General features: G+C 52.7%; 21 protein-coding genes. 3 read left to right on the top strand and 18 right to left on the bottom strand.

Annotation, left to right across the window (positions count from 1 at the left end):
* Positions 1–68 precede the first annotated feature (68 nt).
* The 3 genes from groL to A7E48_RS03020 all read right to left on the bottom strand — a co-directional run bounded on the left by groL (position 69) and on the right by A7E48_RS03020 (position 2,947).
* Entirely contained in the window at positions 69–1,697 is a 1,629-nt protein-coding gene (gene groL, locus A7E48_RS03010) for a chaperonin GroEL (RefSeq protein ID WP_068169257.1), read from the bottom strand.
* 285 nt (positions 1,698–1,982) lie between these two features.
* Positions 1,983–2,609, bottom strand: a complete 627-nt coding sequence (locus A7E48_RS03015) for a LytR C-terminal domain-containing protein (protein WP_068169261.1) — start codon at positions 2,607–2,609, stop codon at positions 1,983–1,985.
* A gap of 50 nt (positions 2,610–2,659) precedes the next feature.
* Positions 2,660–2,947 (bottom strand): DUF3263 domain-containing protein, encoded by a 288-nt coding sequence (locus A7E48_RS03020; RefSeq protein WP_233125952.1) that lies wholly within the window; start codon positions 2,945–2,947, stop codon positions 2,660–2,662.
* A gap of 50 nt (positions 2,948–2,997) precedes the next feature.
* On the opposite strand from A7E48_RS03020, the gene A7E48_RS03025 reads away from it, so the two are divergent.
* The gene (locus A7E48_RS03025; protein WP_068169264.1) at positions 2,998–3,678 is read left to right on the top strand and encodes a uracil-DNA glycosylase; all 681 of its coding nucleotides are present in this window, start codon (positions 2,998–3,000) and stop codon (positions 3,676–3,678) included.
* On the opposite strand, the gene A7E48_RS03030 is transcribed toward A7E48_RS03025, so the two are convergent.
* From A7E48_RS03030 to A7E48_RS11300, 11 genes are all read right to left on the bottom strand, one after another.
* The gene (locus A7E48_RS03030; RefSeq protein WP_141669359.1) at positions 3,656–5,656 is read right to left on the bottom strand and encodes a threonine/serine exporter ThrE family protein; all 2,001 of its coding nucleotides are present in this window, start codon (positions 5,654–5,656) and stop codon (positions 3,656–3,658) included. The two genes, A7E48_RS03025 and A7E48_RS03030, sit on opposite strands and share 23 nt — an antisense overlap.
* Positions 5,657–5,701: 45 nt before the next feature.
* Positions 5,702–7,501: a threonine/serine exporter ThrE family protein gene (locus tag A7E48_RS03035; RefSeq protein ID WP_068169271.1), complete on the bottom strand. Its 1,800-nt coding sequence runs from the start codon at positions 7,499–7,501 to the stop codon at positions 5,702–5,704.
* Positions 7,502–7,545: 44 nt separating this feature from the next.
* Positions 7,546–8,646 (bottom strand): peptidoglycan bridge formation glycyltransferase FemA/FemB family protein, encoded by a 1,101-nt coding sequence (locus tag A7E48_RS03040; RefSeq protein WP_068169331.1) that lies wholly within the window; start codon positions 8,644–8,646, stop codon positions 7,546–7,548.
* Positions 8,647–8,858: 212 nt separating this feature from the next.
* Entirely contained in the window at positions 8,859–9,137 is a 279-nt protein-coding gene (locus A7E48_RS03045; RefSeq protein WP_068169273.1) for an HPr family phosphocarrier protein, read from the bottom strand.
* Positions 9,138–9,241: 104 nt separating this feature from the next.
* Complete coding sequence (gene ptsP / locus A7E48_RS03050; protein WP_068169275.1) at positions 9,242–10,939, bottom strand: phosphoenolpyruvate--protein phosphotransferase; 1,698 nt, start codon at positions 10,937–10,939, stop codon at positions 9,242–9,244.
* A gap of 64 nt (positions 10,940–11,003) precedes the next feature.
* A complete protein-coding gene (locus A7E48_RS03055) occupies positions 11,004–13,049 on the bottom strand; it encodes a fructose-specific PTS transporter subunit EIIC (RefSeq protein WP_068169278.1) in 2,046 nt (681 codons plus the stop codon).
* 102 nt (positions 13,050–13,151) lie between these two features.
* On the bottom strand, positions 13,152–14,114 hold the full coding sequence (locus tag A7E48_RS03060; RefSeq protein WP_068169281.1) for a 1-phosphofructokinase family hexose kinase: 963 nt from the start codon (positions 14,112–14,114) through the stop codon (positions 13,152–13,154).
* Positions 14,111–14,902 carry a DeoR/GlpR family DNA-binding transcription regulator gene (locus A7E48_RS03065; RefSeq protein ID WP_068169283.1) on the bottom strand — a complete coding sequence of 264 codons (792 nt, stop codon included), beginning with the start codon at positions 14,900–14,902 and terminating at the stop codon, positions 14,111–14,113. Before A7E48_RS03065 ends, A7E48_RS03060 begins: the two co-directional genes overlap by 4 nt.
* A gap of 115 nt (positions 14,903–15,017) precedes the next feature.
* Positions 15,018–15,518: a VanZ family protein gene (locus A7E48_RS03070; protein WP_083147160.1), complete on the bottom strand. Its 501-nt coding sequence runs from the start codon at positions 15,516–15,518 to the stop codon at positions 15,018–15,020.
* Positions 15,518–16,114, bottom strand: a complete 597-nt coding sequence (locus A7E48_RS11295; RefSeq protein ID WP_233125955.1) for a histidine phosphatase family protein — start codon at positions 16,112–16,114, stop codon at positions 15,518–15,520. Before A7E48_RS11295 ends, A7E48_RS03070 begins: the two co-directional genes overlap by 1 nt.
* Before the next feature lie 39 nt (positions 16,115–16,153).
* On the bottom strand, positions 16,154–16,798 hold the full coding sequence (locus A7E48_RS11300) for a histidine phosphatase family protein (RefSeq protein WP_233125957.1): 645 nt from the start codon (positions 16,796–16,798) through the stop codon (positions 16,154–16,156).
* A gap of 113 nt (positions 16,799–16,911) precedes the next feature.
* On the opposite strand from A7E48_RS11300, the gene A7E48_RS03080 reads away from it, so the two are divergent.
* A complete protein-coding gene (locus tag A7E48_RS03080) occupies positions 16,912–17,631 on the top strand; it encodes an HAD family phosphatase (RefSeq protein ID WP_068169288.1) in 720 nt (239 codons plus the stop codon).
* Positions 17,632–17,633: 2 nt separating this feature from the next.
* Entirely contained in the window at positions 17,634–18,338 is a 705-nt protein-coding gene (locus tag A7E48_RS03085; RefSeq protein WP_068169292.1) for a hypothetical protein, read from the top strand.
* A 308-nt stretch (positions 18,339–18,646) separates the two neighbouring features.
* Here the strand turns inward: A7E48_RS03085 and A7E48_RS03090 are convergent, their stop codons facing one another.
* The 4 genes from A7E48_RS03090 to A7E48_RS03105 form a co-directional block, all read right to left on the bottom strand.
* Positions 18,647–19,351 (bottom strand): methionine ABC transporter permease, encoded by a 705-nt coding sequence (locus tag A7E48_RS03090; RefSeq protein ID WP_083147161.1) that lies wholly within the window; start codon positions 19,349–19,351, stop codon positions 18,647–18,649.
* On the bottom strand, positions 19,348–20,406 hold the full coding sequence (locus tag A7E48_RS03095; RefSeq protein WP_198924117.1) for a methionine ABC transporter ATP-binding protein: 1,059 nt from the start codon (positions 20,404–20,406) through the stop codon (positions 19,348–19,350). Before A7E48_RS03095 ends, A7E48_RS03090 begins: the two co-directional genes overlap by 4 nt.
* Positions 20,407–20,523: 117 nt before the next feature.
* Positions 20,524–21,390, bottom strand: coding sequence for a MetQ/NlpA family ABC transporter substrate-binding protein (locus tag A7E48_RS03100; RefSeq protein WP_068169295.1), 867 nt, complete (start codon positions 21,388–21,390; stop codon positions 20,524–20,526).
* Positions 21,391–21,680: 290 nt separating this feature from the next.
* Positions 21,681–23,402: a long-chain-fatty-acid--CoA ligase gene (locus tag A7E48_RS03105; RefSeq protein WP_068169298.1), complete on the bottom strand. Its 1,722-nt coding sequence runs from the start codon at positions 23,400–23,402 to the stop codon at positions 21,681–21,683.
* Positions 23,403–23,460 lie beyond the last annotated feature (58 nt).

A 23,460-nucleotide genomic window follows, 5' to 3' on the forward strand; every position in this document is an offset into this window, starting at 1 on the left:
ACCCCACCTTTAACGAAAGAAACCAGCGAGAAAAACTCGCTGGTCTCTTCTTGCCGAGAATAACTCGATTACATCATTCCGCCCATGCCGGGATCCATACCTGCAGCGGGGTTAGCGCCGGCAGGCTCAGGCTTGTCAGCAACAACAGCCTCGGTGGTCAAGAACAGACCAGCGATGGAAGCTGCGTTCTGCAGAGCCGAACGGGTTACCTTCACAGGATCGTTGATGCCTGCAGCCATGAGGTCTTCGTACTCGCCGGTAGCAGCGTTCAAACCGTTACCTGCAGGCAGACCGCGAACCTTATCAACAACAACGCCGGGCTCAAGACCAGCGTTCTGAGCAATCTGCTTCAAAGGAGCGTCGATAGCAACCTTGACGATGTTTGCGCCAGTTGCCTCGTCGCCGGTCAGCTCGAGAGAATCAAGAGCCTTCACACCAGCCTGAATCAAAGCAACGCCACCGCCGGCTACGATGCCCTCTTCAACAGCTGCCTTTGCGTTACGAACGGCGTCCTCAATACGGTGCTTGCGTTCCTTGAGTTCAACCTCAGTTGCAGCACCTGCCTTAAGAACTGCGACGCCGCCAGCCAGCTTAGCCAAACGCTCCTGGAGCTTCTCACGGTCGTAATCAGAATCAGAGTTCGCGATTTCGCCGCGAATCTGAGCTACACGACCCTCGATAGCAGCCTGATCGCCTGCACCTTCGATGATGGTGGTTTCGTCCTTAGTCACAACAACCTTGCGGGCGGTACCCAGCAAATCGATGGTTGCCTGATCCAAAGACAGACCAACTTCTTCGGTAATAACCTGGCCACCGGTGAGGATAGCGATATCAGCCATCTGAGCCTTGCGGCGGTCACCGAAGCCGGGAGCCTTTACAGCAACCGACTTGATGGAACCGCGCATCTTATTGAGCACGAGCAGTGCAAGTGCTTCGCCCTCGATGTCCTCAGCAACAATCAACAGGGGCTTGCCCGACTGCATGACCTTCTCAAGAACAGGAACAAGATCCTTCACGTTGGAAATCTTGGAGTTCACAATCAAGATGTAGGGATCTTCAAGAACTGCTTCCTGGCGGTCAGGATCGGTGACGAAGTAACCGGAAAGAAAGCCCTTGTCGAAGCGCATACCCTCGGTGAGTTCGAGTTCAAGACCGAAGGTGTTGGACTCCTCAACGGTAATCACGCCTTCTTTACCGACCTTCTCCATTGCCTCAGCAATGAGCTTACCGATTTCCTTATCGCCAGCGGAGATGGATGCGGTTGCTGCGATCTCTTCTTCAGTTTCAACTTCCTTAGCGGAAGAAAGAAGCTCAGCGGTAACAGCCTCTACAGCCTTTTCAATACCGCGCTTGAGGGAAAGAGGATCAGCACCAGCTGCCACGTTACGCAGACCCTCGCGAACGAGTGCCTGAGCCAAAACAGTTGCGGTGGTGGTGCCGTCGCCAGCGACGTCGTCAGTCTTCTTAGCAACTTCCTTGACGAGCTCTGCGCCAATCTTCTCGTAAGGATCTTCGAGTTCGATTTCCTTAGCGATAGATACACCGTCGTTGGTGATGGTGGGAGCGCCCCATGCCTTCTCCAAAACAACGTTGCGACCGCGAGGGCCAAGGGTTACCTTCACGGCGTCTGCAAGGGTGTTGAGACCCTTTTCCAGACCGCGGCGTGCTTCTTCATCAAATGCAATAAGCTTTGCCATTTTTACTTAATCCCTCCTGGACTAAGAGAATTCTTACCTCTCTCAGCGGTGCCCGCGACGGACGACGCCCCGTACTCGCGCTCTTCACGAGCCAGTTGCGCCTCACCTACTGAAAGCAAAATTATTTCCCAAGGAAACTGCTACACCTAGCACTACGATTTAGCAGTTAGACTCCTCGAGTGCTAATTCAATCTTGACACTTGAAGCGAGCGAGCGCAAACATTCGCGGCCCCTACCCCTGCTTAATCGCCGTGAGCGCACAGGGCTTCCCCTGCCTCCCCAGCACTAGGGCGCCGGAGCCTCGCTTGCAGTTGCCGACGCCGTGGCGGTTTCCTGAGCAGCCACATTTTCTTGAAAGCTTCCTTCGGGGATTCCAGCAAAATCTGGTCCCAAAACTACCGAAATATCGGCAGGCGCGTCCTTTTGTTCCTCAAAGTAAGAGAAACCCAAACCATCTGCCACGGTGTTAGCTTCTGCAATGAACCCGTTGGCGTAGTAAACCATGGAATAGGGGATGCTCTCGCCCTTCCAGTTCGATGTAGCCGTGACGTTATAGCCAGCTTTTTTCATTTCGCGTTCAACTTCAGAAGCTGCACCGGGATAGGTGCCCGCGTTATAGATTTTCACGTTTATTTCTGAAGGGTCTTTAGGCGTTTGTTGGCTTTCGTTGGAGCTCTCCGAGGCAGGGTCGCTCACTGCCGCCGAAACGTTATTGGGAGCATCGGGGGCAAGCGTACGCGGCTGCACCACGAACATCACAGCGCCGAGAAGAAGCCCTAAAATACCCACGCATAGTATGGCAATCGTTCCCCCACGGGAAGTGGATTGATCGATTTGTTGCCCGCGGTAGGCTCCACGGCGGGCTGAGTCTTCGGGAACGTCATCGAATTCGTCACGGGGGTATGAGTTCACTGGGAATCTTTCGTTGTCAATCTTGCTACTCTCTAGGGTACACAGCAGGTCTAGGAGTCGCGGTGCTCACGCAGACGGCGGGTGAGTGCGGGCTCGATACGGATAGCGCGGGGGTCATCAATGAGTACATTAAGTTTCTGATAATAAGCAATAGGCCCCAGGTTAAGTTCTGCCAGAATAGCCTGTTCTTTGGCACCGGGGTATTTCCACCGTCGTTTCTCTAACGCCAGGATGGACCGTTCGGTGTCAGTCAGTTCCGCCCCTGCTTGATTTTCATCGCTCAATGACGCGCCAAGATCTTCCATATGCTCTGCACCCTCCCCTCGGTTAGTATTCATAGCCTAATCTTAAAACAGATTAATTTTTCATGTGCCCCTAAGGAGTAACCATGCCCGCTCAACCGCTCGATCAAATTATGGCAGCAGACTGGGCAGAAGCTTTAGCTCCGGTCGAATCCAATATTCGCGCTATGGGAAATTTTCTTCGCGAAGAACATCTAGCGCAACGGGTCACGCTACCCCCTGCACAAGATATTTTCAATGCTTTTCAAGCACCGCTAGCCGACGTGAAGGTTTTAATCATCGGTCAGGATCCTTACCCCACTCCGGGTCACGCTATGGGGCTCTCTTTTTCCGTGCATCCAGAAGTACGCCCGCTCCCTCGCTCGCTCCAAAATATCTATAAAGAACTTCATGCTGATTTGGGAATTACGCCTCCTGCCCACGGCGATCTTTCGGCGTGGAGCGAGCAGGGTGTCATGTTGATGAACCGCGTTCTTTCGGTAGAAGCTGGAAAAGCCGGCTCGCACCGTAACCTGGGCTGGGAAAAAATCACTACCCGCGCCATCGAAGCTCTTGCTGAGCGCGGCACACCTCTGGTTGGGCTATTGTGGGGGCGCGACGCTCGTAATTGCCGGCAAATGCTAGCGAACTACCCTTGCGTGGAGTCGGCGCATCCTTCTCCACTTTCCGCCTCGCGAGGGTTCTTTGGTTCTCGTCCGTTCTCTAAAGTGAATGAGTTATTGGTACAGCAGGGAGCGCAACCTATTAATTGGGCGCTACCTCTTTAGTTGCCCGAACTACTTTGTCCAAAAGATAGTGCACCATGTAAGACCCTAAAACCACTCCCGATGCCATCGCGATAATCGTAGAAAAAGCACCCACCAGATTCGACATGCCAGCAATAGGGCTGGGGTCAATCACCACTGAATACAGCCCGCGGAAAATCGATAGACCGGGAAGCAAGAAGAGGAAACCCGGCACATAAAACGAAATTTGTGGCGCATGAGTTTTGAAGGCGATGTAAGCACTCAACGCGCCAACAACGAACGCGGCAAAAGCAGTATTGAAAGTGTTGGGCGCCGTATGGGTTAATGCGGAGAACCCGTAGTAAATCATCTGTCCGGCACCAAAAACTATTAGAACCCATAGCATGTTAGCCACGGTTCCCTGAGATACTGCAACCGCTGCCATAGAACCTACCCCTAATGCGGCCAGGGAAAGCCATATCGGAGGCGGATCAAAAACTGCCTGTTGAACATCCAATGTTGCCGCATCGAAGTAACTCATCACCGTGAGCGCCATGGCGATGCCCACGACTAGCCCCAGAAAATCAAGAGCAGTGGTCACGAACTTTCCCGCAGCCGTCAACGGATAGCCGGTGAGAGCGTCTTGTGCAGAAGACACCATGGTGGAGGTAGGTAAGAGTAGCAACAGCCCTCCAGCCACAACGTGGGGACTTGAGACGTAAAACCCCACATTTTGAGCTAAAGACCCTTGGCTACCCACCCACAAAGCGCCTGCAGTGATGATTCCGGAGCCGATTGCCATCATGAAGAAGCTGGGCAAACTCATTTTGGAGGCAATACTCATACCGGTAACAGCCACCACCGCAATTACCACCGCGGCCAAGGCAGCTCGCCAGCTACCACCCAAGCCCAACGTAAAACCGCCAATCGTCAAGAGCTCTGCGCAGTTAATTACCAGAGGAGAGTATAGCTTTCTCGAACGGTTAATTTCCTTTAACCGCCGTTCCGCTTGATGACGGGAAAGCCCCTTCTCGGTGATGCTGTGAATCAGACCGTAAATTGCCGTTAGGGAAGAATAGTTTTCCGAACGAGTACGCACCACACGCACTACCGTGTGGCTAAATCTCTCTCGCGTTCCGTTAGCTTCCACAGCGATTTGTGCAGTATCCGTATGCTCGGGATCAGACACATAGTTGACGATGACGGACTGGTTAGTCACGTTCACCTCAACATTATCCAAACCATAGGAAGCACAGATAGCCACGATAGCTGAATCAACATCTCGGGTGTCTGCGCCGAAGTGGAACATAGTTTCCGCTAATCGGACGGTGAAGTTAAGTACCTCGCGGGCTTGTTCTTTTTCTTGAACGTACTGCTCGTGGCGTTTATGGGCTGAAAGAGTAAATTGGCGCTGAGCTACACTGGCAACTCCGCGGAGGGGTTGAGTGAAGTTTTGTTGGGAGCTAACAAACGAGCGCAGCGATTGCCCGAGGCGAGAGCGGTTTCCCGCTTGCTTGGGTTTATATTCCGGTAGCGGAATACTCGCTGTCTGAGGAGATGCCGAGGGGTAGACTGTCGGCTGCAAGGATGTAGTGGCAGAGTCTAAGGATGGCGTCCCAAACGCATTCTGCGACGTCTCTGCAGATGCAGATGACCTAGCAGGCGCGCCAGAGAATTTCGCGCGAAGCGCCGGATCAGCAATCTGATCAGGTGTAATAGCAGGGAAAGCGCTCGTGTATATTGAGCGCGAACGCCCCTGTGCTACCGTTGCCTCCTGCAGTACCGGCGAAGAACCAGAATGGTCTTCCGCTGAATCCATTGAAAAGGCGGTGGACTCAGAACTCTCTTCTTCGCTTTGCTGGACGAAGGCGGCTGGAACTTGGGCAGAATCTGGAGTAAGCCCACCGGGAAGAGTTGCCGGTGCACCAAATGCACTTGCGGCAGGGGTTTCATCGGAGAAACTGTCAAAAGCTGAAGGGTACCCCGTGGGCTGTAGTCCCTGCTTGTTTGGAGTGCTCATGAACCCCTTTCCCTTTTTCTGCACAATTTTTCTGCACCATGCGAGCTAGTGTTTTTTGACCGCCATCATCATGGTGGTCAGCGGCATGGTTTCTAGCATCTCAGATTTCATAAATTTTTGCAGAAGATACTGCATAATGAAACCGCCCAAAACCACGCCGGCAGCCATACCAAAAATAATGGTAACGGCTGTTAGCAAGCTGGGAAGACCTGCCCCCTGGTTGCCCTGAACGGTAAAGAGATAAAGACCGCGAAACATTGAAAGACCGGGGAGCAGAAAGGTTAGGGAAGGCACATAGAACATGGATGCCGGCGCCTGAAGTTTAAAAGCAAGATAGGTGCTCATCATGCCTACTACTACCGCGCCTAAAATCGCATAAGCGCGCCCTGCGCCCTCCCCCAAAACCGCCACGTAGACGTTAGTGAGGCAAATTCCGCACGTCGAAATCAGCACAATCCACAGCAGCGCTTGACGGCGGGCGTAGTAAATGACGCCGATAGAAACCGAGGCAAGCACCATAAAAATAAGGTTCTTGAAACTATTGAGCGGATGAAATATAGCCTCTTGAATCTGCAAAGTACCCAGCCCAAACACTTGCAAGAGAGCTACCGCAGAAGAAAGACCTATGCCTATTCCCAACAGGGAGAGTCCTGCGGAAACAAACTTTCCCGCCGCAGTCAAAGGAAAACCCGTTAGCGCGTCTTGCACCGTAGAAATCATGCGGGAGGTAGGTAGCAGCATGAACATTCCCGCAGCCACAATAAACTGGGCTTCAACATGCACACCGATTTTAGCCAACACAGATTGCTCGTCTGTCAGGTATAGTCCCATCAATATAACTAGCAATGAGCCCACCAGCATGTTAAAGAACTCCGGCACCTTCATTCGGTCTATCAGCGTATTAATCTGATGAACCAGAGAAAATGTAATTCCAGAAATAAGCGCTGCGGGTGCAGAGCCACCAATACCTACTGTCAACGACGCCGCAGTCATAACGTGCGCTAAAGTCATCACTAACGGCGAATAGGGCTTACGGGCTTTCACCAGATAATTAAGTCGTTTCTGAGCTCGTGAGCAGCTCAGTTTGCGTTGCGTAATGTTGCCAATGAGCCAGTAAATATCTTCCAACTCTGCATAGTTTTCAGACCACGAACGCACCACACGCATCACGGTGTAGGCAATACGCTCGTTCTCGATGGCTGCTGTATCACTCTCCCCGGGTGAATCAGGCGTCACCAGACCGATAGCGCGAGTCTTATCGTTGACTACGTCAACATCAGAAACATAATTGATAATCACCGACTGGCTGGTGATGTCCACTTCGACGTCGTCCAACCCATAAGCAGAGCAGACCGAAACCACCGCCGAATCGACGTCAATCGTATCTGCGCCACAGTGGAACATCGCCTCTGCCAACCGCAATGCAAAGTTGAGTATCTGGTGGATTTCCTCTTTTTCACGGATACGCTGATCCCGGTTCTGCTCTGCGATATGTGCAGAAAACTGTTTTTGAGAAAGACGAGCGACTCCTCGCACCGGTTGCTTCAGCGCTATATCCGCCTTCACCAGGGATTTCAGAGAAGAGCGCACGCCCTTCGGAGAACGAGAAACGCCAACCGGCTGCACGGCGGGGGCAGTCTCTGGCGATGCCGAAGGATAGGACGGCGGTAATATGCCGGTGCTCTCCACCGGGGCTTCCCCGTTGTCACTCAGAGAAAGAAAGTTCACCGATGGTTCGGAATCTTGTGGCGTGAGAGGAAGGGCAGAAGTTCCAAGCGCCGCCTCTGCAGGCTCAAAAGCAGATGCGGAGGGGTACTGCTGAGGCAACTCTGAAGAATTACTCAAGCAATACACCTCCGCATCAACGAAGCTCCCTAGCGGGAGAGTTTTTAGTAGAAAGGCTGACCGGTCTTGCGTACCCAGAGTCCGCGCTGAACCTTCTCAGCGAAACGAGTCCACAGCTCATACTTAGCCGGTGAAAGAACCTGATCCCATACACCAACGTAATCAATAACGTCCTTGGTAAAGGACGTTTTGAAGAGTCCCAGACCGTAGTAGTGGTGATCCTTGTTCTTCAACTCTGACTTAGGCGGAGTACCGCAGAAGTCGTAAGACTTAATATCAAAGTCCTTCTTCAAATCAGTCAAAGCGGTCCACTGAACCTGGTGGGAATCACCGTACTGTTTACGGCGGGGCTTAGAGCCGCCGTCCTTATAGGTTCCCTTATCGCCGTAGGCAATAACGTACGCACCGACCGAAGGTTCGCCGTCTTCGTAGGTGAAGTAGAGACGGCCCTGGCCCGCTTTTTCGAAGGTGGTCCAGAAGTCTTTGTAGTAGTCGTAGGAACGCAGGTTTACCTTGGCATTTCCCTGACCCACAGTGTCCATCAGAGCATACATTTTCTGCATGTTCTCTTCGGTCAGTTCCACGCGCTCGACTTCGCAACCTTCGCGCTTGGAACGACGCACAGCGTTGCGACCGCGGGAGCTCAGCGACTTCAGCACGTCTTCTTCGCTCTTGTCGGTATCAAGTACTGCGGTGGAGTCATTAGGCTGAATATTGAAAGCCTTCTTCAAACCGGTTTTCGCCAAGAAAGCAGAGTTCTGCTCACTATCAATCAAATCCGGCTCAATCTTAATCAGAAAGACGCCAAGCTTATTCGCTTCGATAAATTCCTTGTTCGCATCCATGAGGGCGGGAATCTCTTCAACGCTGTTCACGTCGGGTCCCTTAATCATGTACCACACCTTGCCTAGTGCAGGTACAGATTTTTCAAGGATGAGGTTATAGCTTTTGAAAGGTGTATCTTCCCCGTTAAGAACGGTAGTACCCTCGTAAACCATGTGCAGAGGCTTCCAGCCGTGCTTAGCCTTCACCGATGCGAAAGACGCCGACTGTAGCAGGTTACCGCCATTAGGGTTAGCGGTAACGTGGTCATCCCATGCACTGATTTCTTCATCGGTCGCAAAGCGTGCTGTAAATTCTCGCAAGAGCCTCAACTTCTTTTCCATGCGCGGAGATTGCCACGCTCTCAAACTTTTTGCTTCGGTGTCTAAGTCTAGCGAGGTCACCGCGATGAATACAGCACATGTTGCGTGAGTAATTGCTCAAGATACTTTGGCGCCCCCCACAGTAGGGTACGAAAAAGTCCCGCATCCCTTCGATGGGTTGCGGGACTTTTAAACCTTGTGAGGCTCAGTGATTACTCAGCGTCGTGATCGGTTTCGAGAATCTTGACCAAGGTGTCAAGAGCTTCTTCAGCGCCGTCGCCTTCTGCACGAAGTACAACTTTGTCGCCGTGCTTAGCACCGAGTGACATCAGTGAGAGGATTGAAGCTGCGTCCATAGCCTCGTCTGCGGGCTCGCCTTCAGCTGCAATGGTGACCTCAACGGGCAGGTCGCCAGCTGCTTCAGCGAAGATAGCTGCTGGGCGTGCGTGCAGGCCAACGCGGCTTGCAATGGTGGCGATACGTTCTGCCATGATTTTCTCCTTGAATAGAGTTCGGGAAGTTGTCTCTTCCACTATTGAGTCTAGTAGAGGTTCAGTTCCATTTGCGAAACCGAACCATCACAATTCGGTATATATTACAGTCCGAGTTCGTCCAAGATCGGTAGCTCTTCGCGAGCTGCTGTCTTAGCTTCTGCAGATGAAATCTGGGACAGAGCCTTCACTGCAATCTGCTGAGCCTTTTCCTTGGTGACGGTCTTGAGAACAGCAGATACTGCTGCAATCGCGCCGGCATTCATGGAGAGGGTGTCAACGCCCAAGCCCACTAAAACGACGGCAAGTGCGGGGTCAGCTGCTGCCTCGCCACATACCGAAACATATTTCTTGGTGCCGTGCAGTACAGATGCACGCTGAGCGCCTTCAACGGTCAGCTTAATCATCTTCAGCACTGCAGGCTGCCAAGGGTTATTCAGGTGCGCGAGATCGCCCAGAAGACGATCTGCTGCCATGGTGTACTGGGTGAGGTCATTGGTACCGATGGATACGAAATCTACTTCACCAAGAATTGCTTCAGCATTGACGGCAGCGGCAGGTGTTTCCACCATAACGCCCTTAGTCTGAATGCCAGCTTCATCAAGCATCTTGCTGAAGGTACGTGCTTCAGAGGTGGTAGAAATCATCGGAGCCATCACCCAGATGTCTGCTTCTGATCCCTCAGCAGCTTTGTTAATAGCTTCTAGCTGACGGTTCAAGACGCCGGGCACGGTCCAGTCGGTACGGAAACCACGCACGCCCAGTGCAGGGTTTTCTTCTTCCTTCACGTTCAAGAAGGGAAGGGGCTTATCAGCACCGGCATCGAGGGTACGAACCACAATGTGCTGACCGGGGAAAGCATCAAACACAGACTTGTAAGTCTCTGCCTGAGTTTCTACCGAAGGCTCAGAGTCGTTTCCGAGGAAGCCGAATTCGGTGCGCAGAAGACCAACGCCCTCTGCGCTTAAACCTGCAGCCTTTTCAGCTGATTTGCCGTCGCCCACGTTAGCATACAGAGGAATGGAAGTGCCATCCGACAAAACACCCTTGCCATCAAAAGCAGGGAGAGGCTGACGGTTAGCATACTTCTCAGCAGAGCTCTTCTGTCCTTCGGTAGGTTCGGTATCAACCAAACCTTCGTTGGAATCAACATAAACCAAGGTTCCATTAGCAATCTCGGTAACACCTTTAGCTGCAACGACAGCAGGCAGACCCAGCCCGCGAGCCAAAATCGCAGTGTGAGCCTGAGGACCCCCATCGGAAGTAATCAGAGCAATAACCTTTGAAGGATCCAAAGTAGCGGTATCAGCAGGAGCCAAATCAATAGCTGCCAGGATGAACGGTTCGCTAGCTACGGGAATGCCGGGAGCCTGCTGGCCGGTTAGCTCAGCAACGATGCGGGCACGCACGTCCTGAATATCAGTCACGCGCTCAGCCATGTAACCGCCGAGAGCTTCCATCTGCTTCATGAAGTCGCTAGCGGCCTCCCAGATAGCGCGCTCGGGAGCCATGCTCTGCTTCTCCACGAGCTTCTTTGCGCCCTTGAGCAACGCACGGTCAGTTGCCATCTGCGAGGTGGACTTCAGAACCGCTTTGCCGTCACGACCAGCATTTTCAGCACGCTCTAGAAGGTCAGCTTTAACCGACTCAGCTGCTGATTGAATACGGGCACTTGCCGACTCTACGGTCTCGCCCTCAGCAAGTTTCAAACCTGCTTTAGGCTCTTTGATTGGCTCTGGCATCTGAAGCACAGGGCCAATCACACGGCCAGCATAAACGCCAACGCCTTTATAAGTAGTCATATCCTTATGTTCCTTACTGTAGGAAGACTCAGAGTAATTGAATTGGTTGCAATACTACCGGTATTTAGGCAACAGCTTTAGCAGACTCTTCTTTTTTGCTCGTCATCATTTTGAGGACGATATAAATCACTGCGGTTACCGCAGTGCCGGCAAGAACTGCTACCAGGAACATGGGCCAGTTTTCCATCAAAGCAATAACCCAGATACCACCGTGAGGGGCGGGAGAAGCTACGCCTGCACCCATCGAGATAGCGCCAGCTACAGCAGCGCCGATGACTGAGGAAGGGATAACACGCAGCGGGTCAGCGGTTGCAAAAGGAATCGCACCTTCAGAGATGAAGGATGCACCGAGTAACCAGGCTGCCTTGCCGTTTTCGCGTTCAGGCTGGCTAAACAGGCGAGGACGCACGGTAGTTGCCAGCGCCATAGCCAGAGGGGGAACCATGCCGGAGATAATAACGGCTGCCATAATCTGCTGGTTAGCCAGTTCTCCCGATGCAAGACCGGCAGTTGCAAAGAGGTAGGCTGCCTTGTTCACAGGACCGCCCAAATCGAAGCCCATCATGGCACCCAGAACCAGACCAAGAAGTACAGCAGAAGCACCGGACATGGACATCAGCCAGTCCTGCAAACCGTTCATAATCCAAGCGATAGGACCGCCCAGAACGAAGAACATGAGCCCGGCTGCAAAAAGAGTTGCTATCAGCGGAGTGATAACCACCGGCATCATTGAACCAAGCCAGCGTGGAAGCTTGGGCAAAGAAAGCCAGTAGGCGCACAAACCAGCAAGCAAACCTGCAACGATACCGCCGAGGAAGCCGCCGCCCACCAGGAGAGCAACTGAACCGGCGATAAAACCGGGAGCAATACCTGGGCGTTGTGCCAAACCGTAAGCAATATAAGCAGCGAGTGCAGGAACCATCAGTCCCAGACCGTAACCACCGATGGTGTGCAATGCTGCACCAATGTAGAGGCTCAGCGGAGTATCGCCGAGGTTCCACAGGGACGCGTCCTTCAGAATCGCAGCGGGGTCAACCTCACCCAAGTTCGGTACGGTAATCGCTTCGAGCATGAAACCCAGCGCCACGATGATACCGCCAGCGGCAACGAAGGGGATCATGTAAGAAACGCCGGACATCAGCGCCTGGTATATACGAGTGCCCCAGGGCTTGCCAGCATCCGAAGTAGATTCTTCAGCGGAAGTACCGTGAGCTGCTGCTACGCGGCGTCCATTGGGAGTCGAAGCCTCCGTGAGAGCGTCCTCAATCATCTGTTTGGGATCGTCGATACCGCGTTTAACGGGACCTTCAACATAGGGCTTGCCAGCAAAACGCTCGCGACCGCGAACGGGCACATCTACAGCAAAGACAACGGCGTCAGCTTCTTCAATATCTGCGGCAGTGAGCTTGTCGCCACCGGAGGAACCCTGGGGCTCAACCTTGAAGTCGTATCCTAATTCTTCAGCGGCGTATTTGAGGCCGTCTGCAGCCATGTAGGTGTGTGCAATGCCGGTGGGGCAAGCAGTAATCGCTACGATTTTTTTGCGGGTAGAAGATGAGCTTTCCGTGGCAGCAACCGACGATGCCGCAGTAGCAGCAGCTGTAGCGCTCGTCTGAGCGGCAGGAGCAGACTCTGCGGTCTTTGGTGACCCGTCTGCGTTGACTCCCAAAGCGCCGTTGACGAGATCAACTACTTCCTGAGCACTCTTTGCCTCGCGCAGAGCCGCGGTGAAGGTCTTTTTCATCAGCGAACGCGCCATCGTGGAAAGAATTTTCAGATGCGCCTGATCTGCCCCATCGGGAGCAGCAATGAAGAAAATGAGGTCGGCGGGACCGTCTTTCGCTCCGAAATTAATCGGAGGATGCGGACGCGCCATCGCTAAAGTAGGTTCGGTAACTGCGGCTGAACGGCAGTGCGGAATCGCAATACCACCGGGAATACCGGTATCTGTTTTTGATTCGCGCGCTTTAGCATCCGCATAGAGAGTGTCGAAGTCAGTAGCTCGGCCAGCTTGCGTGACCATCTGGGCAAGACGGGAAATCACATCAAAGCGTGAATCGCCCAGATTTTCATCTAAGCTCACGAGATCTGCAGTAATGACAGCAGACATAGGTTCTCCTCAAATAAAAGGTACATTCGCAGTTCGTAAACCGCCCTCGAGCGGTCCCCTATCGTTGACGAACAAATGCACCGCATGTGCGATAGGCGAAATCTAGAGTGAAACCGGAGTGATAGTCACTTTATCCGGTGCGGTCTGGGCAAGGGTGGGCACCTGGGTACCTGCCAAAGACGCCGCAGCTGACCCGTGGGCAACAGCTTGTGCTAGGCATTCCTCCACGGATTTACCCTGCTCATGGGCAATGAGGTAGCCAGCCAGGGAGCAATCTCCGGCGCCAACGGTGCTTCGAACCTGCACCGGTTCGTGCTTAGCATGCCATGCGCCATCGCGGGTCACAAGTACCGCTCCTTCACCGCCAAGGGTAGCTAACACGGTATCAATTCCACGCTCTACTAGTTCCTTAGCTGTGCGTGCGGTGAGTTCGATATTCCCCTCAAGCTCTTCCCACTCATCGGGGCGTCCCACCAGTTCAGCGAGTTCTTCGGAGTTGGGCTTGATGAGGTTGGGCATTCCATCCTGCCCGTTCACGGCATCCCGCAAAGCGTGACCTGAGGTATCCACGGCAATCAAAGGAGCTTTTTCTCCCAATGCTTCGCGGATAGCACGACCTACCACCGAGTAGTAATCGCTCTGGACGCCGGGAGGCAGCGACCCTGCCAAAACCAGCCAGGAAGCGTCATGAGTTTCCTGAATAAGCAAGCGGGTAAGTTCCTGTTGAGCTGCCCCATTGAGAGGTTCACCCGGGGCGTTGAGCTTAGTGGTCGTTCCATCGGGCTCTACCACGGTGATGTTAGAGCGGATAGCCGCCCCAGTGGGCATGTTGGTATATTCAACGCCCTCTTCTTTCAACCCCATCAACACGGGGTCTTCGTTATCACCGGGCAAAACCGCCACGGTATCAAAGCCAGAAACCTTCAATGCGCGGGCGATATTGACGCCTTTACCACCAGAATCCTGGGCAGTTCGTTCAGCGCGCATCACGGTTCCCCGCTTCAGTTCTGAAGGGAGCTCCACCGTGCGATCTAAGCTGGGGTTAGCGGTTAGCGTGACAATCATACGATTACAACCTCTACATTGGATTCTTCAAGCGCAGCCGCGAGGTCTCCCTCGGGTGCCTTATCAGTGATTAATGTGTCGACGTCTTCCAAGCCGGCAAAACGAATCAGTGATTCCTTACCAAACTTTGCCGAATCGCACAGAAGAACTACACGACGCGCCGACTTAACAATCGCCGTCTTAACTATTGCCTCGCTCAAACCAGGAGTGCTTAGACCGAACTCTGCGTCCAATCCGTTCACGCCTATGAAAGCAATATCAGGGCGGATAGTGGAGAAATGTTCTGCGGTCTGAGCGCCGATGGCAGCCCACGTCATTTTTCGAACCTGTCCGCCCACTAGATCCAGAACAATACCCTCAGCTTCAGCTAACTTCACGGCGATGTGAAGCGCATGAGTAATAATGAGGCGATCTGCACCAGATTTGAGACTGAAGTTCTCCGAGGCAATTCGGTCAGCCAAAATTTCAATAGTGGTTCCAGCATCCAGCACCACAGCGCCCGCATCTGCATCAAGCAACAGCTCATAGGCTTGCATAGCAATGCGCTGTTTTTCAGGAGTGTTGAGGCTCTGGCGGAGAGCAATAGACGATTCAACTGATGTTGACTGCTCTACAGTGACGGCGCCGCCATGAACACGGCGTAGTTTGCCCTCTGCCTCAAGGGCAGCGAGGTCGCGTCGTACAGTTTCCATCGTCACTTCATAGCGGCGGGCCAATTCGGCACCGTTCACTCTTCGCGCGGATGCTACTAATTTAGCGATCTCGGCGCGGCGTTCCTCTGCGAACATAAAGAACATCACCTAACACAGTGGGGGATGGAATTGCATACAACCTTGCGCCTTGATTTTATGTGGGTTTATGTTGTTTCGTCAATGTAAATTGGCTTTTATCCCACGCAGTAATTTATAACGAAGCAGAATCTTTCAGCTTTTTAGAGCGGTAGATTCCCCACAGAATCGCAAGAGCAGCAGCCCATCCCAAGGTTCCGCCTAAGGTATTTGCCACAATATCCCACAGCGAACTGGTGCGCCCGGGCATCCATAATTGAGTGAACTCGATGCAGGCGGTAATAGCCAGCGCCAATAGAGGCACCCATCGTCGCGCGCGATTTCTCAGAAGTAGGGTCAAAAGAAAACCACCGGGAGTAAACATCAGCACATTAGAGAGCCACTCGACGGTTTTATACGAGAACCAAAGAGGTAGCCAGCCTTGATTGTGCCCCGTTCTCAAAAAGGTTTTCACCAACTCACCGCTGGGATTATCGTCCACGTGTACTGGCCAAAAGACGACTAAACCGACCGCCACAATATATACGCCCAGGAGCATGTACCCCGCCAGGCGCCACTTTTCATAACCGCCACGAGCCCGCAAAGGATTAGAAGTGAGATGAACAGGAGTAAACATTACTTCTTTCCAGTCAGCAAGGGTTCATTCTCTTCACTCCAGGCAAATAGACCCTCCAAAGGAATTTCTAAAGGCTGAGCATTGGGCACCGGAGTGGCCCATTCTTTACCGTGAGCAGCACTGAGCACCCGACGAATCAGCGAACCGTGGGATACCGCAATGATGCGCTGACCGGGATACTGGCGGACGACATCCTGCAAAGTCTTCACCCCGCGCACGTAGACCGAACGCTCGGATTCCACGCCCTCATAAAAAGCATCGGGTTCGGCCCGCGCCTCTACAGAAATGTCCAGTCCCTCGGCTTCCCCATAGTGCCGCTCAATGAGCCCCTCAAAAGTTTCAGAGACTTCTAGCCCCAGTTCCTTTCCCACAATCTGTGCTGTCTCCAACGCACGGGAAAGAGGAGACGCCACCAGCACCTCAAATCCCAGGTTGAGCTCTCGCAGACGCTGGCCAATTTCCACCGCCTGCGCACGTCCGACCTCATTGAGAGGGATATCCGAAGACCCCTGCATCAAATGTTGCTTATTCCAAGCGGTCTGACCGTGGCGGATAAGAGTAAGGGATCCTGAAAGGTCCAAATGCTCGGTAGTCATTGGTTCTCCTTTATCAATCAGTGGTTCGGGGAGGGAATATTAAATAGCTTGCGATGAGGGAGACTCTGTTGAAGAGAAGTCTGTAGAACGGTGTTCCAAAAGTTCTAGAGGCAACTCGGTGATAGCGCCGTTAACGGGAAGAACCATGTCTTCACCCGTAAGTTCCTCCATCACCTGGGCTATCCACAGACCGTGAGCCACGATAATTACGTTCTTTCCCCGGTGTTCAGATAGAGCAACGTTCAATGCTGCAATGCCTCGTTCCCGCAGATCTTCCAACGGCTCGATACCGTTAAAACGAGCTTCTAAATCACCCCATATTTCGGGGGTAACCACCACACCCTCAGCTTCACCGAACGAACGTTCCTGCATGCCATCGTAGGTTTTAGACACCTCTAGCCCTAGCGCATGAGCAATAATCTCACCCGTCTGAAAGGCACGCGATAAAGGGGATGTAAGCACTGCATCCCATCGAAAATCAGGCTGATTCTCTTGCTCTGCTGCGGCCAATGCCAGCAAGTTTTCAGCAGCTTCCCCAGCTTGTTCCCGACCGGTTTCGTTCAGAGGAATATCAACCTGACCCTGGAACCTATGCTCAAAATTCCAGTCCGTTTGTCCGTGCCGAATAAGCACTACTCGGGCAGTCTGATCAGTGGTCAAAGAAGCATTTTCGGTAGAAGTCATTCCCCTATTATCGCAAACCACTCCCTTCTCTTCCCAGGAGATTATCCCGAAGCAGGCTGAGATAACGCCCTCATTCCCCGGCAGCAACTATGCAATCGTGAAAGAATAGAACCATGTTTTCTTCTTCAGTTGATACCCAGTGGTTCCCCACCTGCGCCGTCTTCGATTGCGACGGCGTCCTTCTCGATTCTGAGACAGTGTGGGGTGACATCCAAGAAGAAATATTCGCAAAATATAGCGTGACCCCTACCGCTGAAATTCGCCAACGCCTGGTGGGGTCAGCGGCATCCGACCTAGTAGATGCCATCGTTGAACTGACCGATCTCTCCGCTGCCTCCGACGACGAAAAGCAACAATTTCGCGCCAAGGTTGAACATGACGTCCACGAGAGTGAAGCCAACATTATCGAGCGTGGAGTAACCACCATCCCCGGAGCCCTCGATCTCATCAAGAAACTTTCTGCAGTGATGCCCGTTGCCGTGGCATCCAACTCATCATCAGAGTTACTCACCCGTAAGCTCACGAAATTTGGCCACCGTGAGTTCCTCACCACTTGGGTAGGCGCCAATGACGTCGAGAGCCCCAAACCTGCCACCGATATGTACACCGAGGCAATCCGCCGGCTGGGCGGGGACCCCGCACGAACCTTTACCGTAGAAGATTCAGCCGCTGGCTCCCAAGCCGCACGGGACTCAGGTGCAGTTACTTTCATCTTTACCCACGACCAGGAGAACGCACCCGAGGGTCGCGGATACTTCGATTCATTTACTGACCCCCAGTTCCTCGCCACTATTGACACCTGGATAGACCAGCTCAAAGCACACCAGGAGTAACTATGTCAGAAGGACAGAACGGTTCGCCCCAATTCGGACTTCGCTTCGAAGACATGAGCGAAGAAGAGCTCGAACACTACCGGCAATTCTGGCAGGAACCAGAACCCCAAGCAGGCGAGCCCGGATACCGCCTCCCTGAGCAGGACGCCGTTCGGGCACGCACTCGTATGGCAACCGGTCTGAGCTTCACACTTCTCCTCTTCGGCGTACTCCTCGCTCTCATTTGCATGATTGCAGGAAACGAGTTGCTTGCTTTGACGTGTGGGGTTGTCGTTCTCGCCGGGCTGGGATTATTGATTGCGGTACGTCGCCGTCTTTTCCCTTCCCTCCGAGTTCATGGACAAGGCCCCTTACGTAAAAACAAGAAAGCCAAGTGGTTCTGGCTTCCCCATTCACTCGTCATTGCGGGAATTCTCTGCGCAATCGCCAGCTTCACCATCATCCCTGAACTGGATGCAGGTAAAGACCCGATTGTATTGCGCACACACGTCCTGATGCTCAACGAAATCACCATGCTGTGCTTGCTAACCGCCGCGCTTCTCTACGGACTGCTCTCACTCGCTATCTACACACCCGAAGATAGCGACGACTCCCTCGTTCGCCCCACCGACTACGCGCAACAACAACTCCAACGCGATATTGACCGCAATAAACGCCGCGACGATGACTTTTACGACTCCTCCTGGATAACCGGCAAAGACCGCTAAATAGTAATTAGCGAGACTTAATAAGCCTCAATCAATACAAAAAACCGCGCCGCTCTGAATAAACAGGACGGCGCGGTTTCTCATCTACACGCTCGGAACCGGCACGGCACTCGCTACGCTCGTAGCAACCAATTCGCTTGCCTCTTACCAGCCTCGTCACCTCAGCTGATTCCGCAAAATTTTATACTCCTCGCACGCTCGGAAAATTTTGCTTCATTCGCACGCTCGGAACCGGCACGGCACTCGCTACGCTCGTAGCAACCAATTCGCTTGCCTCTTAATTCCTCGCACGCTCGGAACCGGCAAGCTCATCGCCTCAGAACCTTGCGAGCCAGAACGTTACCAATGAGCTGAATCAGCTGAACCATCACAATAATCACAAGAACAACTGCCCAAGTAATCAAATCGTTGAAACGCTGATAGCCATCAACCAACGCGACCTTACCCAGACCGCCGCCGCCAACATAGCCAGCCATAGCCGACATATCGACCACACCAATAATCAAGAAGGTGTAACCCAAAATCAGCGGACCAAGAGCCTCGGGAATCATCACGGTAAACAAAATCCGTGACTTAGAAGCCCCCATAGCGCGAGCAGCCTCAATCACGCCCGGGTCAATAGAGACCATATTCTGCTCAACAATACGAGCAATAGCGAAAGTTGCAGCAAAACACATCGCAAAAATCGCCGCGTTAACACCCAAGCGAGTACCAACGACCATCGACGTCAACGGTCCCAAAGCCGCCAACAAAATGATGAAAGGAATGGGGCGAACAAAGTTCACCAATAGATTCAAGAAAATATTTACCGGGCGGTTCTGCAAAATGTTGCCCTGCCGCGTGGTGTACAAAAGCGCACCAATTACCAAGCCCAATAAGCCGGCAATCACCATGGTTACAGAAACCATGTAAACGGTGTCGAAAATGGCGGGAACAAGTTTATCGGGGATAAATTCGTTCCAATCCACGGTGTTCGCAGCAACTAGTTTGCCCGATGCAACATTTAAGCTCATGAGCGAACCTCCTTCACGGTGGTTACGGTGGCAAGTTCAGCCACTACGGCGTCCAAACTGGTGATATCGCCCAGCAATTCAAGGGTCAGATTGCCGTAGCTCTTGCCCTGAAGAGTTTCCAAGCCACCCTGCACGATATTGAAATGCACCCCACGGTTGCCCAGGTAAGAAAGTACCTTGCCGATTCCCGTATTACCTTCGGTGATTTCAATATTAACCAGATAACCACGGTGGCGGCGCTTCAACTCAGCCGCTTCAAAAGCGTTAGGAGCCTGCTTGACGGTGGTGGATACGAAACGGCGCGCAACGTCGGTCTGTGGATTCGAGAAAACGTCATAAACGTTGCCCATCTCCACGACTTTGCCCTTTTCCATCACTGCCACACGGTCAGCGATAGAGGAAACCACATCCATCTCGTGGGTAATAACAACCACGGTAATGCCCAGTTCGTCATTGACCTTCTTCAAAAGCCCCAAAACTTCCTGGGTAGTTTCAGGGTCAAGAGCTGAGGTGGACTCATCTGCCAGCAACAAGGACGGTGACGTCGCCAACGCACGGGCAATGCCTACACGCTGCTTCTGACCGCCCGAGAGCTGGTCAGGGTAATACTTCGCTCGATCTCCAAGACCGACGAATTCGAGCATCTCCTGAACACGAGCACGACGTTTAGCCTTATCCCAGCCCGCAACTTTCAAGGGAAATTCAATGTTGCCCGCGATGGTACGAGAATTCATCAGATTGAACTGCTGGAAGATCATGCCGATATTCTGGCGAGCTTCCCGTAGCGCCGATTCTTTCTGCCCGGAAATACGGTGCCCTGCCACAGTCAGAGTGCCTTCTGAGACGCTCTCTAGACCGTTAATGAGGCGAACCAAGGTCGATTTTCCCGCACCGGAATAACCGATGATGGCAAAGATTTCGCCCCGGCGGACGGTCAGCGACACGTTGTCAACGGCGGTGAGGTTCTCTTTACCGCTCTTGAAAACTTTGCTTACGTTCTCAATGACAACCATGTCTTCGCTGGCTTGGGGAGCCGGTGTTGAAGCTACGCTCATAAACACTCTTTCGCGTTGGTGTGGTGGATTTTGCTAGATAAACGGCATAAGAGCGATAACCATCCAGGGCGCTGTGAGAACAATGCCGCAGTAGTTACCGCTCTTTGCCATCAAAATTTATTGCTTGCGCAGTGATTCTTCTGCATCTGCAAGAGTTGAGCGGAGCTCAGAAACGTCGGTCTTTACCTCAACAGCAGTACCGGCGGTTTCCTCCTGAACAACTTCCTGAACCTCAGAGCTGTGGAAGAGCTCTACAACCTTTTTGTAGGTTTCGTTGTCTTTGTCTTCATCCTGAGAAACGAAGAGGTTGACGTAAGGCTTCGCGTAATCGTTGGAGGGATCATCCTGAGCCAAGGCGTCCTTGGGGTTCAGTCCGGCGTCCTTCAGGAAGTCGTTGTTGATGACCGAGCCATCTACGGATTCCATGGAAACCACGGTCTGAGTTGCGTCAACAGCGGTAACCTTCACCTTGGATTTGTCGGTGTCGACGTCGTCAATGGTGGGACGATCGGTATCAGATTTGAAGGTAACCAACTTGTTAGCTTCAAGGAGCTGCAAAGCACGGGCTTCGTTTACGGTGTCGTTAGGGATTGCAATTTCGCCACCCTGAGGAATCTGGTCCAAGGAATCGTGCTTCTTGGAGAACAGGGCCATGGGGTAGATAACGGTGGGACCAACAATGTTGAGATTATCGTCTGCGTTCACGTTGTAATCCGAGAGATAGGCGATGTGCTGGAACCAGTTCATATCGATATCACCGGACTTCAGCGCGGGGTTGGGCTGGGAGTAGTCAGTGAATTCTTGATACTCAATATCGATGCCGTCTTTCTCAGCAACTTCTTTGAGCTTGTCATTGACGGGATCGCGGCCAACGATGCCGATTTTTACGGTCTCAGAGTCGCCTGATGCCGAATCGCTGGAGCCGCATGCTGCAAGACCGAAAGCTAGGGGTACGAGAGCCAAAGTGGCAACAAATTTCTTCACGGCTATGAATCTTTCTGTTGGAATGTGTGAAGCGACCACGTCTGAAGCGAACGGCACGATGCACTGAAATGCTGTCGAAGTGGCGGTTCTTCAAGGTATCTAAAAGAACTTCTCTAATTCAAACACGTCTTAGGATGTGGTGCGATGTCTGAGGCTTTTTCTACTTTTTTTGACAGCACACTTCTTCACATCGTAACAAATCGTAATATAAATGAAGCCTCGAAAACACGCGGTTTTCGGGGCTTCATTTTTACGTCATAAACGATAAACAACCTGGTCAGAGCAAATATTTACTGCTCACCGTATTTCTCCTCCAGTTGCTTGCGCACTTCGCGTCGCAGGGTCTTTCCCAGCATAGAGCGCGGCAAATCCTCGACTTCAAAGACCTTGCGGGGAACCTTATAGCGAGTGAGACGACCATAGCAGTGCTCACGTAACTCTTCCTGGTCGATGGCATACCCCTCAGTGGGAATAACTGCTGCCACCACGGTTTCTCCCCCGCCCTTGCGAGGAAGACCCACCACGGCGGCGTCCTTGACCGAATCATGTTGGCGCAAAGCCGCTTCTACCTCAGAGGGAGACACGTTGAACCCCCCGGTAATAATTACTTCTTTAATGCGGTCAACCACATAAATAAAGAAATCTTCATCAACCTTCACGATATCCCCGGTGCGTAACCATCCTTCGGGAGTGATCGAGCTACGGGTCTCTTCTTCACGCTTCCAATATCCCTTGAAACGCTGGGGGCCCCGTACCCACAGTTCGCCTTCTTCCCCAAAGGGAACGTCCTCTAAGGTATCGGGATTCACAATTCGCAAATCGGTGGAGGGGAACGGGACGCCGATAGAACCCGCACGTCGTGTTGCGTTCAGCGGATTACACGCCACCAGGGGCGCGCATTCAGTGAGGCCGTAGCCCTCTACTAAGAAACCACCGACGGACTCTTCCCATTCGCTCACCAATTCAGGGGGAAGGTTCATTGCGCCAGAGACCGCATAGCGGATTCCCTTCAGCGAAATGTTGCGGCTTTCCGCCTCATCGAGAAGACGGCGGTACACAGGAGGCACGGCAGGCAAAATAGTTGGCATTACCTTTTTCATTGCCTTAAGCATCAAATCAACATCCACCGTGGGGAAGATGACAAGACGGGCCTGACAAACCATCGAGATGCTCAGCCCCAGAGTCATACCGTAAGCGTGGAAAAGCGGAAGCACAGAGTAAATAACCTCATCATCCCCCGGCTGAATCCACTCTTCGCCCATGCGGGCATTTGCCTCCAGGTTTCGATGCGTCAGCATCACACCCTTAGGTGAGCCAGTGGTGCCCGAGGTATAGAGCAGCAGGGCGAGATCGGAAGCAGTTGGACGGTGATGGTTCGCGTCCAACGGAGCAAATTTTAGAAGAGACTTCCACTGCTTTGTGCCGGGTGCGGACCCCTCTAGTTTTTCGCGAGATTGACGTGCAGACTTCAAGGGAAGCTTCAGCGCCGCTCGCATATGCATCGGCATCGCCTCAATCATGTTCACCGCAAAAATGGTTTGTGGGCGAACATCAGAAGGCAAAGCCGTAATGTTATCGGCGACCTTGTCCCACACAATCGCCACCTTGGCGCGGTGATCTTCGAACATATGGCGCAGTTCGGTGGAGGTATAGAGCGGATTATGCTCAACTACTACGCCGCCCAAACGCAACACAGCATAAAACGCCGCCACATGTTGCGGGCAGTTGGGCAAAATAATAGCTACACGGTCGCCCGCGTTGACGCCTGCCTGGCGCAAGCCCTCGGCGACCCTACGAACTTCTTCCCCCAGCTGGAAGTACGTCGTCGTTGCTCCAAAAAACTGGAGAGCAACTTTTTGCGGAACCTCTCGAACCGCTTTTTCCAGTAAGTAGACCATAGAAGTTTCGGCGAGATCTACGTTGTGAGCTGTCTTCTCGTTATAGTTCTTCGTCCAAGGGCGGTGTGCCAAAGGAAATGAATCACTGTGCTGGGTCTTTTCGGCTTCATACATACATAAGATTCTGCCATGAAGCATAGGGTTTGTTCATAAGCTGCTTTGTTGCCCCCAT

The organism is Rothia sp. ND6WE1A, assembly GCF_001683935.1.
GTDB lineage: Bacteria > Actinomycetota > Actinomycetes > Actinomycetales > Micrococcaceae > Rothia > Rothia amarae.

Coding starts and splice junctions, on each gene's coding strand:
- A7E48_RS03090 (WP_083147161.1), bottom strand. CDS start 19,351: ATGAGCTTAAATGTTGCATCGGGCAAACTAGTTGCTGCGAACACCGTG.
- groL (WP_068169257.1), bottom strand. CDS start 1,697: ATGGCAAAGCTTATTGCATTTGATGAAGAAGCACGCCGCGGTCTGGAA.
- A7E48_RS11295 (WP_233125955.1), bottom strand. CDS start 16,114: ATGACTACCGAGCATTTGGACCTTTCAGGATCCCTTACTCTTATCCGC.
- A7E48_RS03030 (WP_141669359.1), bottom strand. CDS start 5,656: ATGAGCACTCCAAACAAGCAGGGACTACAGCCCACGGGGTACCCTTCA.
- A7E48_RS03020 (WP_233125952.1), bottom strand. CDS start 2,947: ATGAATACTAACCGAGGGGAGGGTGCAGAGCATATGGAAGATCTTGGC.
- A7E48_RS03025 (WP_068169264.1), top strand. CDS start 2,998: ATGCCCGCTCAACCGCTCGATCAAATTATGGCAGCAGACTGGGCAGAA.
- A7E48_RS03065 (WP_068169283.1), bottom strand. CDS start 14,902: ATGTTCGCAGAGGAACGCCGCGCCGAGATCGCTAAATTAGTAGCATCC.
- A7E48_RS03105 (WP_068169298.1), bottom strand. CDS start 23,402: ATGTATGAAGCCGAAAAGACCCAGCACAGTGATTCATTTCCTTTGGCA.
- ptsP (WP_068169275.1), bottom strand. CDS start 10,939: ATGACTACTTATAAAGGCGTTGGCGTTTATGCTGGCCGTGTGATTGGC.
- A7E48_RS03070 (WP_083147160.1), bottom strand. CDS start 15,518: ATGTTTACTCCTGTTCATCTCACTTCTAATCCTTTGCGGGCTCGTGGC.
- A7E48_RS03095 (WP_198924117.1), bottom strand. CDS start 20,406: ATGAGCGTAGCTTCAACACCGGCTCCCCAAGCCAGCGAAGACATGGTT.
- A7E48_RS03060 (WP_068169281.1), bottom strand. CDS start 14,114: ATGATTGTCACGCTAACCGCTAACCCCAGCTTAGATCGCACGGTGGAG.
- A7E48_RS03045 (WP_068169273.1), bottom strand. CDS start 9,137: ATGGCAGAACGTATCGCCACCATTGCAAGCCGCGTTGGCCTGCACGCA.
- A7E48_RS11300 (WP_233125957.1), bottom strand. CDS start 16,798: ATGACTTCTACCGAAAATGCTTCTTTGACCACTGATCAGACTGCCCGA.
- A7E48_RS03080 (WP_068169288.1), top strand. CDS start 16,912: ATGTTTTCTTCTTCAGTTGATACCCAGTGGTTCCCCACCTGCGCCGTC.
- A7E48_RS03055 (WP_068169278.1), bottom strand. CDS start 13,049: ATGTCTGCTGTCATTACTGCAGATCTCGTGAGCTTAGATGAAAATCTG.
- A7E48_RS03085 (WP_068169292.1), top strand. CDS start 17,634: ATGTCAGAAGGACAGAACGGTTCGCCCCAATTCGGACTTCGCTTCGAA.